Source organism: Kitasatospora sp. NPDC114501 (assembly GCF_055633695.1).
In genome coordinates, this window is the sequence record NZ_JBVKDS010000009.1 from 161671 (window position 1) to 176332 (window position 14662).

Consider the following 14662-nt stretch of genomic DNA (forward strand, 5'->3'; position numbering starts at 1 on the left):
CCCCGGGGGCGGGGCCCGGTGTGAGCGGCGTTAGGGTCGGGCGTCCGTACCACTGCGATCCACGGGGGCACACGATGCCGCAGATCTCCGTCGACTACTCGGCCGACCTGGCCGGCACCTTCGACCGGCGGGGCCTCGGTCTGGCGATCAACCGGTTGGCGGAGGCGACGATCGACGCGAAGCCGGAGTCCTGCAAGACGGTGTTCCGGCAGAGCGAGGTGCTGGTGGTCGGCACCGGCGGGGCCGTCACCGACACCCAGGTGTTCGTGGAGTTCCAGATCTTCCCGGGCCGTTCTGCGGAGGCGAAGGCGGCGCTGGGCGAGGGCGTGCTGGCGCTGCTGGTGGAGTACGTCCGGCCGAAGCCGGGGACCAGGCTGTTCACCGCGGTGAACATCACGGACATCGACCGGGAGGGCTACCGGAACGCGACCGCTCGGGGCTGACCCGGTGACACCCGGTAACGTAGCGGCCCGTGACTACCTGGATCTGGGCCGGCGTGGCCGTGGTGCTGTTCGGCATGTACCTGAGTTGGACGGCCGGTCGGTTGGACCGGTTGCACGCCCGGATCGACGCCGCGCGGGCGGCGCTGGACGCGCAGCTGGTCCGTCGGGCCGCGGTGGCGATGGAGCTGGCGACGTCCTCGCTGCTGGATCCGGCGGCCTCGCTGCTGCTGCTGGACGCGGCGCACGCGGCCCGGCAGGCCGAGGACGAGCACCGCGAGGTGGCGGAGAGCCAGCTGAGCCTGGCGCTGCGGGCGGTGTTCGAGGAGCCGGAGCAGGTGGCGGTGCTGACGGCCGAGCCGGGTGGCGAGGACGCGGTTCGTGAGCTGACGGCCGCGGTGCGGCGGGTGCCGATGGCCCGCCGGTTCCACAACGACGCGGTCCGGGCGGCGCGGGCGGTGCGCGAGCACCGGCTGGTGCGGTACTTCCGGTTGGCGGGGAAGGCGCCGTTCCCGTTGGCGTTCGAGATGGACGACGCCCCGCCGCCCGCCCTCACGCCCGAAGGGGCGCCTGCTTAAGGTGTCCCCGGATACGGCCCGTTTGTCGTATCCCGTCGTCCGGGCTGGACTTGGTGGCGCAAGAGTGGGTCACCCGTTCTGCCTACCATAGGGCGATAGCACTGATTCATCTTCGAGTGAGGTCTCACGTGTCCACCACCCCCACCACCGCAGACCAGCCGCAGATCGGTACCGCCCGGGTCAAGCGCGGCATGGCCGAGCAGCTCAAGGGCGGTGTGATCATGGACGTGGTCAACGCCGAGCAGGCCAAGATCGCCGAGGACGCCGGCGCGGTCGCCGTCATGGCCCTGGAGCGGGTCCCCGCGGACATCCGCAAGGACGGCGGCGTGGCCCGCATGTCCGACCCGAACATGATCGAGGAGATCATCGAGGCGGTCTCCATCCCGGTGATGGCCAAGTCCCGCATCGGCCACTTCGTCGAGGCCCAGGTGCTCCAGTCGCTGGGCGTCGACTACATCGACGAGTCCGAGGTGCTGACCCCGGCCGACGAGGTCAACCACTCGGACAAGTTCGCCTTCACCACCCCCTTCGTCTGCGGCGCCACCAACCTGGGCGAGGCCCTGCGCCGCATCGCCGAGGGTGCGGCCATGATCCGCTCGAAGGGCGAGGCCGGCACCGGCAACGTCGTCGAGGCCGTCCGCCACCTGCGCCAGATCAAGAACGAGATCGGCCGGCTGCGAGCCCTGGACAACAACGAGCTGTACGCCGCCGCCAAGGAGCTGCGCGCCCCGTACGAGCTGGTCAAGGAGGTCGCCGAGCTCGGCAAGCTGCCGGTCGTGCTGTTCTCCGCCGGTGGCGTGGCCACCCCGGCCGACGCCGCGCTGATGCGTCAGCTGGGCGCCGAGGGCGTCTTCGTCGGCTCCGGCATCTTCAAGTCGGGCGACCCGGCCAAGCGCGCCGCCGCCATCGTGAAGGCCACCACCTTCTTCGACGACCCGAAGATCATCGCGGACGCCTCCCGCAACCTGGGCGAGGCCATGGTCGGCATCAACTGCGACACCCTGCCGGAGACCGAGCGCTACGCCAACCGCGGCTGGTAACCACCGCCGCCCAGATTGGGCCGGCCCGCCGCAGCGCCCCGGCGCGCGGCGGGCCGCGCCACGCAGTCCGTCGTAACGATCGATAGAGGTTGAAGACCGTGAGCACTCCTGTCATCGGCGTCCTCGCCCTCCAGGGCGACGTCCGCGAGCACCTGGTGGCGCTGGCCGAGGCCGACGCGCTCGCCCGTCCGGTGCGCCGCGCCGAGGAGCTGGCCGAGGTCGACGCGCTGGTGATCCCCGGCGGGGAGTCCACCACCATGTCCAAGCTGGCGCTGCTGTTCGGCGTGATGGACCCGCTGCGCGAGCGGGTCGCCGCCGGGATGCCGGTCTACGGCACCTGCGCGGGCATGATCATGCTGGCGGACAAGATCCTGGACGGCCGGGACGACCAGCAGACCGTCGGCGGCATCGACATGACGGTGCGCCGCAACGCCTTCGGCCGCCAGAACGAGTCCTTCGAGTCCGGGATCGCCTTCGCGGGCCTGGACGACGCGCCGGTGCACGGCGTCTTCATCCGCGCCCCCTGGGTCGAGTCGGTCGGCGCGGGCGTCAGGGTGCTGGCCGAGCTGCCCGCCGCGGACGGCCCGGAGAGCCGGATCGTGGCGGTGCGCCAGGGCAACCTGCTGGCCACCTCGTTCCACCCCGAGCTGACCGGCGACCACCGGGTGCACGCCTACTTCGTGCGGATGGTCGAGGAGCACCTCGCGGCGGCCGCGCGCTGACCCCCTTGCCGCCCGCGCGCTGACCGTGTGCGCCTCACCGGTGACAACACCGGTAAGATCTCATCTGTTCATTTCCCTTTGGCGACGTAAAGGAGCTGGCGATGTCCGGCCACTCTAAGTGGGCTACCACCAAGCACAAGAAGGCCGTGATCGACGCCAAGCGCGGCAAGCTCTTCGCCAAGATGATCAAGAACATCGAGGTGGCGGCTAAGACCGGCGGCCCGGACCCGGCAGGCAACCCGACCCTCTACGACGCCATCCAGAAGGCGAAGAAGAGCTCGGTCCCGATCGACAACATCAACCGCGCCGTCAAGCGCGGTGGCGGTCTGGAGGCCGGCGGCGCCGACTACCAGACCATCATGTACGAGGGCTACGGCCCGAACGGCGTCGCGGTCCTGATCGAGTGCCTCACCGACAACCGCAACCGCGCCGCCTCCGACGTGCGCGTCGCGATGACCCGCAACGGCGGCTCGATGGCCGACCCGGGCTCGGTGTCGTACCTGTTCACCCGCAAGGGCGTCGTCATCGTCCCCAAGACCGACGGCGTGGACGAGGACAAGCTGTTCGAGGTCGTCCTGGACCAGGAGCCGGAGGAGATCAACGACCTCGGCGACTCGTTCGAGATCGTCTCCGAGGCCTCGAAGATGGTCGCCGTGCGCACCGCGCTGGTCGACGCCGGCGTCGACTACGACTCCGCCGAGGCCAACTTCCTCCCCAGCATGCAGGTCGAGCTGGACGTCGACGGCGCCCGCAAGATCCTGAAGCTGATCGACGCCCTGGAGGACAGCGACGACGTGCAGAACGTCTTCGCCAACTTCGACATCTCCGACGAGGTCGGCGCGCAGCTCGACGCCGAGTGACACGGCGTCGGTCGATCGACGGCGAGTGACCGTTCTCACGGCCCGGCCCGGTGGTCCCTGGACCACCGGGCCGGTGTCGTCGGTCGGGCTGTCGGACCCGGACGGTAGCCTTCGCAGGTCGCCTGCGGGCGGCGGTCGACGAGAGGCGGGGCGAGTGGTACGGGTACTGGGCGTGGACCCGGGGCTGACGAGGTGCGGGGTCGGCGTGGTCGAGGGCGCGCCGGGCCGGCCGCTGCGGATGGCCGGGGTCGGCGTGGTACGCACCCCCGCCGAGGCCGAGATCGGGCAGCGGCTCCTCCAGGTCGAGCAGGGCATCGAGGCGTGGCTGGACGAGCACCGGCCCGACCTGGTCGCCGTCGAGCGGGTCTTCGCCCAGCACAACGTCCGCACGGTGATGGGCACCGCCCAGGCCAGCGCCGTCGCGATGCTCTGCGCCACCCGGCGCGGCATCCCCGTCACCCTGCACACCCCCAGCGAGGTCAAGGCCGCCGTCACCGGCTCCGGCCGGGCCGACAAGGCGCAGGTCACCGCCATGGTGCAGCGCCTGCTGCGGCTGGACGCGCCGCCCAAGCCCGCCGACGCCGCCGACGCGCTGGCGCTCGCCATCTGCCACATCTGGCGCGGCGGGGCGACCAACCGGCTGGAGGCGGCCGTCCGGGCCGCCCGCGCCACTCCCCGTACCACCTCCGTGAAGGGCACCGTCCGATGATCGCCTTCGTGCAAGGGCCCGTCGCGGCCATCTCCTCCGGGATCGCGGTGGTCGAGGTCGGCGGGGTCGGCATGGCCGTGCAGTGCACCCCGAACACCCTGGCCGGGCTGCGGCTGGGCGAGCCGGCCCGGCTGGCCACCTCACTGGTGGTCCGGGAGGACTCGCTGACCCTGTTCGGCTTCGCGGACGACGACGAGCGCGCCGTGTTCGAGATCCTCCAGGCCGCGCCCGGCGTCGGCCCCAAGCTGGCGCAGGCGATCCTCGGCGTGCACAGCCCCGACGCGCTGCGCGCCGCGATCGCCGGCGGCGACGAGAAGGCGCTGGTCGCCGTGCCGGGCATCGGCAAGGCCAAGGCGGCCAAGCTGCTGCTGGAGTACAAGGACAAGCTCGGCGCCCCGCACGGCGCCGTCCCGGCCCAGAAGCCGATCGCGGCCGGCCCGGCGCCGTGGAGCGAGCAGCTGCACTCCGCGCTGACCGGCCTCGGCTACGCCCCGCGCGAGGCGGACGAGGCGGTCGCGGCCGTCACCCCGGAGGCCGAGGCGCAGCCGACGCCGGACGTCGGCGCCCTGCTCCGGCTCGCCCTGCGCGGCCTCAACCGCGCCCGCTGACCACCTGACGATCTGTCCTTCTGTCGACACCGGAGACTCTGGAGCCCGCGACGATGTACGACCCGGAACCCGCCGACCGGCTGGTCACGGCCGCCGCCGACGGTGAGGACCAGGCGGTCGAGGCCGCGCTGCGGCCCAAGCTGCTGGACGAGTTCATCGGCCAGGAGCGGGTGCGCGAGCAGCTGTCACTGGTGCTCCAGGCGGCCCGCCAGCGCGGCAGCGCGCCCGACCACGTGCTGCTGAGCGGCCCGCCCGGGCTCGGCAAGACCACCCTGTCGATGATCATCGCCGCCGAGCTGGGCGCCCCGATCCGGATCACCTCGGGCCCGGCCATCCAGCACGCGGGGGACCTCGCGGCGATCCTCTCCTCGCTCACCGAGGGCGAGGTGCTCTTCCTCGACGAGATCCACCGGATGTCCCGGCCGGCCGAGGAGATGCTCTACATGGCGATGGAGGACTTCCGGGTCGACGTGATCGTCGGCAAGGGCCCGGGCGCCACCGCCATCCCGCTGGAGCTGCCGCCGTTCACCCTGGTCGGCGCCACCACCCGGGCCGGCCTGCTGCCGCCGCCGCTGCGCGACCGCTTCGGCTTCACGGGGCACATGGAGTTCTACGCCCCGGCCGAGCTCCAGCGGGTGGTGCACCGCTCGGCCGCGCTGCTGGACGTGGAGATAGACCCGGCGGGCGCGGCCGAGATCGCCGGGCGCTCGCGCGGCACCCCGCGCATCGCCAACCGGCTGCTGCGCCGGGTCCGGGACTACGCCCAGGTCCGGCACGACGGGCAGGTCACCGCGGCGATCGCGGCCCAGGCGCTGGACGTCTACGAGGTGGACGCCCGCGGTCTGGACCGGCTGGACCGCGCGGTGCTGGACGCGCTGCTGCGGCTGTTCGGCGGCGGCCCGGTCGGTTTGTCGACACTCGCGGTCGCCGTGGGGGAGGAGTCCGAGACGGTCGAGGAGGTCGCCGAGCCCTTCCTGGTCCGCGAGGGCCTGCTCGCCCGCACCCCGCGCGGGCGGATCGCCACCGCCGCCGCCTGGCAGCACCTGGGCCTGACCCCGCCGGCGCAGACCCCGCCGGTCCAGACCACCCGCGGAGGCGTTCCGGCCCAGTCGGAGCTGTTCCCCGCCGACGAAAGTTGACCGCCATCGGCTGAACGGGTGAGTCCGGCCGGCCGGTTCCCGCCCGGCGCATCCGTGCTGGCACACGGAGGAGGCGGGACGGAAGTCCGGGGAAACAGTGCAGGCGGAGGGTCGCCACTTTCGGCGGCAGGATGCGATGCTTGGCGTTGTCCGATCGATTCGGGGTCGCCTAGACTCCGCCGGACCGCCCCTCTCACCTGACGGGCCGACCAATACCACACAGGCCGCCGGCCGGCGGCCCGTAAAGGACCCTGGCTGCAGTGAACCTCATCATCCTTCTCCTCCCGATCATCGCGATCGTGCTCATGTTCCGGTCGCAGAAGAAGCGCCAGCAGCAGATGCAGAGCATGCAGACCTCGCTGGAGCCCGGGGCGGGGGTGCGCACCATCGGTGGCCTGTACGCCCAGGTGAAGGCGGTCAACGAGGAGACCGTCGAGCTGGAGATCGCGCCCGGCGTGGTCTCCCACTTCACCAAGAGCGCCATCGCGGCCGTCCTGGACCCCCAGGAGTACGACGCGATCATCAACGGCCGCCCCGCCGATGACGAGCTGCCCGAGCCGGAGGCCGAGGACGCCGACGCCGAGCCGGCCGAGGACAAGCCGCTGACGCTCACCAAGGACAGCGCCGAGAAGGGCGATGCCGAGGGCGGGGCTCCCGCGAGCAAGTAGTACGGACGGGCAACCCGCCCGGCCGCGCGGCGCAGTGCCGCGAGCCCACAGGACCTCAGGGCCGCACAACCGCCCGTACCCCCGTCCCGACGATCGCCGGCCGGGGGTACGGCCGGGGAAGTGGCATGGACAGGGAGAAACGAGCAAGGTGGCAACACCCAAGTCGCGCCCGCGCGACGGCTACCCAGGGCGGGCGCTTGCCCTCATCCTGGTCGTCACCGTCGGACTGGTCGCCCTCATGTTCGGGACGGGCACCACCAAGCCCCGGCTCGGGATCGATCTCGCCGGTGGCACCAGCATCACGCTGACCGCGAAGTCGTCCGACCCCAAGGCGCTCAGCAAGTCCAACATGGACATCGCCGTCGGGATCATCGAGCGCCGCGTCAACGGGATGGGTGTCTCCGAGGCGGAGGTCCAGACCCAGGGCTCGGACACGATCATCGTGAACATCCCCAAGGGCGGCGACCGGCAGAACGCGGCGGACCAGGTGGGTACCACCGCCAAGCTGTTCTTCCGCCCGGTCCTGGCCGTGGCCCCCAGCGGCATCAGCGCCCCGGCGCCGACCGGCACCCCGTCCGCGGCCGCCACCGGCACCCCGGGCGCGACCCCGTCCGCCACCGCCACCGGCACCCCGTCGGCGACCGCGAGCGCCACCAAGCAGGGCCGCCCCGCGAGCGAGGCGCTGGCCGCCGAGGGCGCCAGCCCGACCGCCGCCGCCACCGGCGCCGCGAGCGCCGCCCCCGCCGCCACCGGCAGCGCGGCCCCGGCCGCCACCGGCGCCCCGAGCGCCGCGGCCACGCCGAACCCCGCCGACCTGAGCGCCGCGATGACCCAGGGCAGCGTGCCGCCCGAGCTGGCCGCCGCGTTCGCCGCCCTGGACTGCTCCAAGCCCGACGTCCGCGCCGCCCAGACCGGCGCCGAGGACAAGGCCGTCGTCGCCTGCTCGCAGAAGGCCGAGAACGGCTACTACGAGAAGCTGGCCCTCGGCCCCGTGGCCGTGAAGGGCTCGGACGTCTCCAAGGCCCAGGCCACCATCGACACCCAGACCGGCGCCGGCTGGCAGGTCCAGCTCCAGTTCAACGGCACCGGCACCGACGCCTTCACCAAGGTCACCGGCCAGCTGGCCACCCAGGCCCCGCCGAACAACCAGTTCGCCATCGTGCTGGACAACCAGGTCGTCTCCCACCCGCAGGTCAACGGGGCGATCCCGGGCGGCAACGCGGTCATCACCGGCCGCTTCTCGCAGGCCGAGGCGCAGGACCTCGCCAACGTGCTGGGCTACGGCGCCCTGCCGCTGGAGTTCAGCAAGAGCGACATCACCACCGTCTCCCCGGCGCTCGGCAGCGACCAGCTCAAGGCCGGTCTGGTCGCCGGCGCGATCGGCATGATCCTGGTGGTCGCCTACTCGCTGGTCTACTACCGCGGCCTCGGCCTGGTCTCGATCGCCGGTCTGCTCGTCTCGGCGGCCCTGACCTACTCGATCATGAGCCTGCTCGGCAACGCGATCGGCTTCGCGCTGAACCTGCCGGCGGTCTGCGGTGCGATCGTCGCGATCGGCATCACCGCCGACTCCTTCATCGTGTACTTCGAGCGCATCCGCGACGAGGTCCGCGAGGGCGCCCCGCTGCGCCCGGCGGTCCAGCGGGCCTGGCCGCGTGCCCGGCGCACCATCCTGGTCTCGGACTTCGTGTCCTTCCTCTGTGCCGCCGTGCTCTACGTGGTCTCGGTCGGCAAGGTCCAGGGCTTCGCGTTCACCCTGGGGCTGACCACCGCGCTCGACGTCGTGGTGATCTTCCTCTTCACCAAGCCGCTCATCACGCTGCTGGCCCGCCGGAAGTTCTTCCTGGACGGCCACCCGTGGTCCGGCCTGGACCCGAAGCGGCTGGGCGCCCGCCCGCCGCTGCGCAGCAGCCGTCGCCGTAGCCCCTCCTCTGCCGCCGTGAAGGAGGCCTGACACCGTGTCACGCTTCTCCAACCTGGGCCACCGGCTCTACCAGGGCGAAGTCAGCTTCGACTTCGTCGGGCGCCGTAAGATCTGGTACTCCATCTCCGGCGTGATCGTGCTGGTCGCGGCGATCGGCCTGGCCATGGGCCTGCACCTGGGCATCGAGTTCAAGGGCGGCTCGGTCTACACCGTGGCCAAGCCCGGCCTGACGGTCTCCCAGGCGCAGGAAACCGCGGACGGGGTGGTCTCCTCGCACCCGCTGGTGCAGTCGACCGAGAACGGCAAGATCCGCATCCAGGTCAGCACCGAGGAGGCGAAGAGCTCGGACCAGATCCGCACCGAGCTCTCGCAGAAGCTCGAGGTGCCGCTGGACACCGTCGAGGCCCAGGTGATCGGCCCCAGCTGGGGCAAGCAGATCTCCCAGAAGGCGCTCACCGGTCTGATCGTCTTCATGATCCTGGTGACGGTCTACCTGGCGATCGCCTTCGAGTGGCGGATGGCGGTGGCCGCCCTGGTCGCCCTCATCCACGACCTCCTGATCACCATCGGCGTGTACGCCCTGGTGGGCTTCGAGGTCACCCCGGGTACGGTGATCGGCTTCCTGACCATCCTCGGTTACTCGCTCTACGACACGGTGGTCGTCTTCGACACCGTGAAGGAGAACACCAAGGGGCTCACCAAGCAGAACCGGCGCACCTACAGCGAGGCCGCCAACGCCGGCCTCAACCAGACCCTGGTGCGCTCGCTCAACACCACCGTGGTGGCGCTGCTGCCGGTCGCCGCGCTGCTGTTCATCGGTGGCGGCCTCCTGGGCGCCGGCACCCTGAACGACATCTCGCTCGCGCTGTTCATCGGCCTCGCGGCCGGTGCCTACTCCTCGATCTGCGTCGCCACCCCGCTGCTGGCGCAGCTCAAGGAGGAGCAGCCGGACATGAAGGCGCTGCGCAAGCGGGTCCTCCAGCACCGCGCCGCGGCCGCCAAGGCCGAGGCGGCGGACGGCGTCGCGCAGGACGGGGAGCCGACGGGCGACGAGCAGCCCGCGGGTATGGTCGGACAGCGCGGCCGCTCGGCCGGCACCAGCCGTGCCAAGGGCCGTCCGTCCACCAAGCGCTGACCCCGAGGCCCCACCAGACCGTGAAGGACACCACCGTGACCACCGCCGACACCGCACTGGCCGAGCTGTTGAACAGCCGGATCCGGGACGTCCCGGACTACCCGAAGCCGGGTGTGCTGTTCAAGGACATCGCACCGCTGCTCGCCGACGCCGAGGCCTTCGGCGCCCTCACCCGGGCGCTGGCGGACCGGGCCAAGGAGCTCGGTGCGACCAAGGTGGTGGGCCTGGAGGCGCGCGGCTTCGTGCTGGCGGCCCCGGCGGCCTTCGCGGCCGGGCTCGGCTTCGTGCCGATCCGCAAGCAGGGCAAGCTGCCCGGCGAGGTGTTCCGGCGCTCGTACGAGCTGGAGTACGGCTCGGCGACGCTGGAGGTGCAGTGCGACGCCTTCGCGCCCGGTGAGCGGGTGCTGGTGGTGGACGACGTGCTGGCCACCGGTGGCACCATCGGCGCCTCGCTGGACCTGGTGAAGGAGGCCGGGGCCCGGCTGGCGGGTGTCGTGGTGCTGATGGAGCTGGGCTTCCTGGACGGCCGCGAGCGGCTGTCCGGGCACCTGGACGGCGCTCCGCTGGAGACGCTGGTCACGGTCTGAGGGACCTCTCGGAGGACGGCGGTCGGAACATCCGACCGCCGTCCTCCCGTTTCCGGGCCCGGCCGGATGAACACCCCGGCGCCCGGCTCGGTACCATGAAGATTCATCCCCTCCCGGTTGTACCCGACCGTTCGGGTCTCGGCAGGGGTCGGCCCGGTGCCCCGAGGAGTTGTCCTTGCCCGACGAGGTTGTGCCCACGGCCGCAGCGGCCGCCCCCGAAGACCGTCCCACGCCCTCGGGGGCCACCCCGGCACGCCCGGCGCCCACCTCCTCGCGTTCGCTCGGCCCCTCCGGCCGCGGTTCCACCGGCGGCATGCGGGCCCGGCTGGCCCGGCTGGGCGGCCAGCGCTCCAGCGTGCTGAACCCCGTCCTGGAGCCGCTGTTCCGCTCGATCCGGGCCAACGACCCCAAGGCCGACCCGGCGCTGCTGCGCGACATCGAGAAGGCGTACGCGGTCGCCGAGAAGTGGCACCGCGGGCAGAAGCGCAAGAGCGGCGACCCGTACATCACCCACCCGCTGGCCGTGGCGACGATCCTGGCCGAGCTCGGCATGGACGCCCCGACCCTGATGGCCGGGCTGCTGCACGACACCGTCGAGGACACCGACTACGGCCTGGAGACCCTGCGCAAGGACTTCGGCGACTCGGTGGCCCTGCTGGTGGACGGCGTCACCAAGCTGGACCGGGTCAAGTTCGGCGAGGCCGCGCAGGCCGAGACCGTCCGCAAGATGGTCGTGGCGATGGCCAAGGACCCTCGGGTCCTGGTGATCAAGCTGGCCGACCGCCTGCACAACATGCGCACGATGCGCTACCTCAAGCGGGAGAAGCAGGAGAAGAAGGCCCGCGAGACGCTGGAGATCTACGCCCCGCTGGCGCACCGGCTGGGCATGAACACCATCAAGTGGGAGCTGGAGGACCTCGCCTTCGCGATCCTCTACCCCAAGATGTACGACGAGATCGTCCGGCTGGTCGCCGAGCGCGCCCCCAAGCGGGACGAGTACCTGGCGACCGTCATCGACCAGGTCCAGGCCGACCTGCGCGGCGCCCGGATCACCGCCTCCGTCACCGGCCGGCCGAAGCACTACTACTCGGTCTACCAGAAGATGATCGTCCGGGGCCGGGACTTCGCCGAGATCTACGACCTGGTGGGCATCCGGGTCCTGGTCGACACCGTCCGCGACTGCTACGCGGCGCTGGGCACCATCCACGCGCGGTGGAACCCGGTGCCGGGGCGGTTCAAGGACTACATCGCGATGCCCAAGTTCAACATGTACCAGTCGCTGCACACCACGGTGATCGGTCCCGGCGGCAAGCCGGTCGAGCTGCAGATCCGCACCTTCGACATGCACCGGCGGGCCGAGTACGGCATCGCCGCGCACTGGAAGTACAAGCAGCGCGCGGTGGCCGGGGCGTCCAAGGTCCGCACCGACACCCCGACCCAGGTCCGCAAGGACGACAAGGCCGGCGCCGTCAACGAGATGGCCTGGCTGCGGCAGCTGCTGGACTGGCAGAAGGAGACCGCCGACCCGGGCGAGTTCCTGGAGTCGCTCCGCTTCGACCTGGCCAGTAACGAGGTCTTCGTCTTCACCCCCAAGGGCGACGTGATAGCCCTGCCGGCCGGCGCGACCCCGGTCGACTTCGCCTTCGCGGTGCACACCGAGGTCGGCTACCGGACGATAGGCGCCCGGGTCAACGGGCGGCTGGTGCCGCTGGAGTCGACCCTGGAGAACGGCGACACCGTCGAGGTGTTCACCTCCAAGGCGGAGAACGCCGGACCGTCCCGGGACTGGCTGGGCTTCGTCAAGTCGCCGCGCGCCCGCAACAAGATCCGCGCCTGGTTCTCCAAGGAGCGCCGCGAGGAGGCGATCGAGCACGGCAAGGAGGCGATCGTCCGGGCGATGCGCAAGCAGGGCCTGCCGATCCAGCGGATCCTGACCGGCGACTCGCTGGTCACCCTGGCCCACGAGATGCGCTACCCCGACATCTCCTCGCTCTACGCCGCGATCGGCGAGGGGCACGTCGCCGCGCCGAACATCGTGCAGAAGCTGGTCCAGGCGCTCGGCGGCGAGGAGGGCGCGACCGAGGACCTGGCGGAGACCGCCACCCCGACCCACGACAACCGCCGCGCGGCGCGCCGCCGGGCCAAGGGCGACCCGGGCGTGATCGTCAAGGGCGTCGAGGACGTCTGGGTCAAGCTGTCCCGATGCTGCACCCCGGTGCCGGGCGACCCGATCGTCGGCTTCGTCACCCGCGGCAACGGCGTCTCGGTGCACCGCGCCGACTGCGTCAACGTGGAGGCGCTGAGCCAGCAGCCGGAGCGCATGATCGACGTCGAGTGGGCCGCCACCCAGTCCTCGGTCTTCCTGGTGGCCATCCAGGTCGAGGCGCTGGACCGCTCCCGGCTGCTCTCGGACGTCACCCGGGTGCTCTCCGACCAGCACGTCAACATCCTGTCGGCGGCGGTGCAGACCTCCCGGGACCGGGTGGCGATGAGCCGCTTCACCTTCGAAATGGGCGACCCGAAGCACCTGGGCCACGTGCTCAAGGCGGTGCGCGGCGTCGAGGGCGTGTACGACGTCTACCGCGTCACCTCCGCCCGCAAGTAGCGGCGGGTACGCGGGAGCGGCAGGTACGCGGAAGGCCCCCGGGAGCGGTCCCGGGGGCCTTCGTCGTCCAGCGCGTCAGCAGGTCAGCCGCTGAACTCCTCCTGGCTCCGGTGCGCCTGCTCCAGCAGGGTCCGCACGCCGTCCAGCTCGGACTCCAGCTTGGCGATCCGGGAGGCGTTGCCCGCCGCGCGGGCCTTGTCCAGGTCGGCCTGGATCTTGTCGGCCTTGGCCTGGAACAGGCCCACCATGCCGGCCGCGCGGGCCTTGGCCTCCGGGTTGGAGCGCCTCCACTCGGCGTCCTCGGCCTCGCGGATGGCCCGCTCGACCGCGTTCAGCCGGCCGTCCAGCTTCGGACGGACGTCGCGCGGCACGTGCCCGATCGCCTCCCAGCGCTCGTTCACCTCGCGCAGCGCGGCCTTGGCGGCCTTGAGGTCGGTGATCGGCAGGATCGCCTCGGCCTCGGCGGCCAGCGCCTCCTTGAGCTTCTGGTTCTCCACCTGCTCGGCGTCCCGCTCGCTGAACACCGCGGAGCGGGCCTGGAAGAAGACGTCCTGGGCGCCGCGGAACCGCGCCCACAGCTCGTCCTCGATGTCCCGCTGCGCCCGGCCGGCGGCCTTCCAGCGCGCCATCAGGTCGCGGTAGGAGGCCGCGGTGCTGCCCCAGTCCGTGGACGAGGACAGCGCCTCGGCCTCGGCGACCAGCGCCTCCTTGGTCTGCCGGGCCCTCTCGCGCTCGGCGTCCAGGGTGGCGAAGTGCGCCTTGCGGTGCTTGGAGAAGACCGAGCGGGCGTGCGAGAAGCGGTGCCACAGCTCGTCGTCGCTCTTGCGGTCCAGCCGCGGCAGGCCCTTCCAGGTGTCCACCAGGGCGCGCAGCCGGTCGCCGGCCTCCCGCCACTGGGTGGACTCGGCGAGCTGCTCGGCCTCGGCGACCAGCGCCTCCTTGGCCGCGCGGGCCTCCTCCTGGGCCTTGGCGCGGGCGGCCTTGCGCTCCTCGCGCCGGCTCTCGATCTCGCCGGCGAGCGTGTCCAGCCGCTTGGCCAGGCCCTCCAGGTCACCGACCGCGTGCCCCTCGACGACCTGGGCGCGCAGGTGCTCCAGCGCGGCCTGGGCGTCCTTGGCGGCCAGGTCGGTGGTGCGCACCCGCTTCTCCAGCAGGCCGATCTCCACCTCGATGCCCTGGTACTTGCGCTCGAAGTAGGCGAGGGCCTCCTCGGGCGAGCCGGCCTGCCAGGAACCGACGACGCGTTCACCGTCGGCCGTCCTGACGTAGACCGTGCCCTGCTCGTCCACACGGCCCCACGGGTCGCTGCTCATAGCGCGTCCTCCACATGACGTCGCGCCCGCGCCGGGGCGGCGCGCGTCCGTCGTCCACAGTTGATGTGCGACGGACCGAAAGAAGTCCGCCGTCCCCGTCCGCCGTGCCTTGCTGCCGAGGGTGACGGCCAGGCGGGTGCGGGCACCCTATACAACGCCAACATAGGCGACCAGGCCCGGTGCTGTCCGCATCCGGGCCGGGCGATTTCGGCCCGGGGCCGTGGGGGGGGGGGGGGGAGGCGGGCTCACAACAGGAGGGGGGGGGGGGTGACAGCGGACGCAGAGACAGGGAGGGGGGGGGGGGGAGGGAGATGGGGGGAGCCGGCAGAGAAAA

General features: G+C 71.9%; 14 protein-coding genes. 13 read left to right on the forward strand and 1 reads right to left on the reverse strand.

Features of this window, described 5'->3' with window-relative positions; translation table 11 throughout:
- The first annotated feature begins 74 nt into the window (after positions 1-74).
- From ACZ7RU_RS18620 to ACZ7RU_RS18680, 13 genes are all read left to right on the forward strand, one after another.
- The gene (locus tag ACZ7RU_RS18620) at positions 75-443 is read left to right on the forward strand and encodes a 5-carboxymethyl-2-hydroxymuconate Delta-isomerase (protein WP_470341999.1); all 369 of its coding nucleotides are present in this window, start codon (positions 75-77) and stop codon (positions 441-443) included.
- A 74-nt stretch (positions 444-517) separates the two neighbouring features.
- Entirely contained in the window at positions 518-1018 is a 501-nt protein-coding gene (locus tag ACZ7RU_RS18625; RefSeq protein ID WP_470342179.1) for a hypothetical protein, read from the forward strand.
- A gap of 128 nt (positions 1019-1146) precedes the next feature.
- On the forward strand, positions 1147-2058 hold the full coding sequence (gene pdxS, locus ACZ7RU_RS18630; RefSeq protein ID WP_350633191.1) for a pyridoxal 5'-phosphate synthase lyase subunit PdxS: 912 nt from the start codon (positions 1147-1149) through the stop codon (positions 2056-2058).
- Between the two features lie 98 nt (positions 2059-2156).
- A complete protein-coding gene (pdxT, locus tag ACZ7RU_RS18635) occupies positions 2157-2780 on the forward strand; it encodes a pyridoxal 5'-phosphate synthase glutaminase subunit PdxT (protein WP_470342000.1) in 624 nt (207 codons plus the stop codon).
- Positions 2781-2881: 101 nt separating this feature from the next.
- A complete protein-coding gene (locus ACZ7RU_RS18640; RefSeq protein WP_470342001.1) occupies positions 2882-3640 on the forward strand; it encodes a YebC/PmpR family DNA-binding transcriptional regulator in 759 nt (252 codons plus the stop codon).
- A gap of 154 nt (positions 3641-3794) precedes the next feature.
- The gene (gene ruvC, locus ACZ7RU_RS18645; RefSeq protein WP_387750834.1) at positions 3795-4349 is read left to right on the forward strand and encodes a crossover junction endodeoxyribonuclease RuvC; all 555 of its coding nucleotides are present in this window, start codon (positions 3795-3797) and stop codon (positions 4347-4349) included.
- A complete protein-coding gene (gene ruvA, locus ACZ7RU_RS18650; RefSeq protein WP_470342002.1) occupies positions 4346-4957 on the forward strand; it encodes a Holliday junction branch migration protein RuvA in 612 nt (203 codons plus the stop codon). The genes ruvC and ruvA overlap by 4 nt, the downstream gene beginning before the upstream one ends.
- A gap of 53 nt (positions 4958-5010) precedes the next feature.
- Positions 5011-6096, forward strand: a complete 1086-nt coding sequence (gene ruvB / locus ACZ7RU_RS18655) for a Holliday junction branch migration DNA helicase RuvB (RefSeq protein WP_470342003.1) — start codon at positions 5011-5013, stop codon at positions 6094-6096.
- 260 nt (positions 6097-6356) lie between these two features.
- Positions 6357-6764, forward strand: coding sequence for a preprotein translocase subunit YajC (gene yajC, locus ACZ7RU_RS18660; RefSeq protein WP_470342004.1), 408 nt, complete (start codon positions 6357-6359; stop codon positions 6762-6764).
- Between the two features lie 148 nt (positions 6765-6912).
- Positions 6913-8718, forward strand: coding sequence for a protein translocase subunit SecD (gene secD / locus ACZ7RU_RS18665; protein ID WP_470342005.1), 1806 nt, complete (start codon positions 6913-6915; stop codon positions 8716-8718).
- Positions 8719-8722: 4 nt separating this feature from the next.
- A complete protein-coding gene (secF, locus tag ACZ7RU_RS18670) occupies positions 8723-9823 on the forward strand; it encodes a protein translocase subunit SecF (RefSeq protein ID WP_470342006.1) in 1101 nt (366 codons plus the stop codon).
- Between the two features lie 35 nt (positions 9824-9858).
- The gene (locus ACZ7RU_RS18675; protein ID WP_387750847.1) at positions 9859-10410 is read left to right on the forward strand and encodes an adenine phosphoribosyltransferase; all 552 of its coding nucleotides are present in this window, start codon (positions 9859-9861) and stop codon (positions 10408-10410) included.
- Positions 10411-10585: 175 nt separating this feature from the next.
- Positions 10586-13015: a RelA/SpoT family protein gene (locus ACZ7RU_RS18680; RefSeq protein ID WP_470342007.1), complete on the forward strand. Its 2430-nt coding sequence runs from the start codon at positions 10586-10588 to the stop codon at positions 13013-13015.
- Between the two features lie 83 nt (positions 13016-13098).
- On the opposite strand, the gene ACZ7RU_RS18685 is transcribed toward ACZ7RU_RS18680, so the two are convergent.
- Positions 13099-14328, reverse strand: coding sequence for a DUF349 domain-containing protein (locus ACZ7RU_RS18685; protein ID WP_470342008.1), 1230 nt, complete (start codon positions 14326-14328; stop codon positions 13099-13101).
- Positions 14329-14662: the final 334 nt, after the last annotated feature.

Excerpts from the sequence above, each read along its gene's own strand:
- ruvB (WP_470342003.1), top strand. The coding sequence starts at position 5,011 with ATGTACGACCCGGAACCCGCCGACCGGCTGGTCACGGCCGCCGCCGAC.
- ACZ7RU_RS18640 (WP_470342001.1), top strand. The coding sequence starts at position 2,882 with ATGTCCGGCCACTCTAAGTGGGCTACCACCAAGCACAAGAAGGCCGTG.
- ACZ7RU_RS18625 (WP_470342179.1), top strand. The coding sequence starts at position 518 with ATGTACCTGAGTTGGACGGCCGGTCGGTTGGACCGGTTGCACGCCCGG.
- ruvA (WP_470342002.1), top strand. The coding sequence starts at position 4,346 with ATGATCGCCTTCGTGCAAGGGCCCGTCGCGGCCATCTCCTCCGGGATC.
- ACZ7RU_RS18620 (WP_470341999.1), top strand. The coding sequence starts at position 75 with ATGCCGCAGATCTCCGTCGACTACTCGGCCGACCTGGCCGGCACCTTC.
- ACZ7RU_RS18685 (WP_470342008.1), bottom strand. The coding sequence starts at position 14,328 with ATGAGCAGCGACCCGTGGGGCCGTGTGGACGAGCAGGGCACGGTCTAC.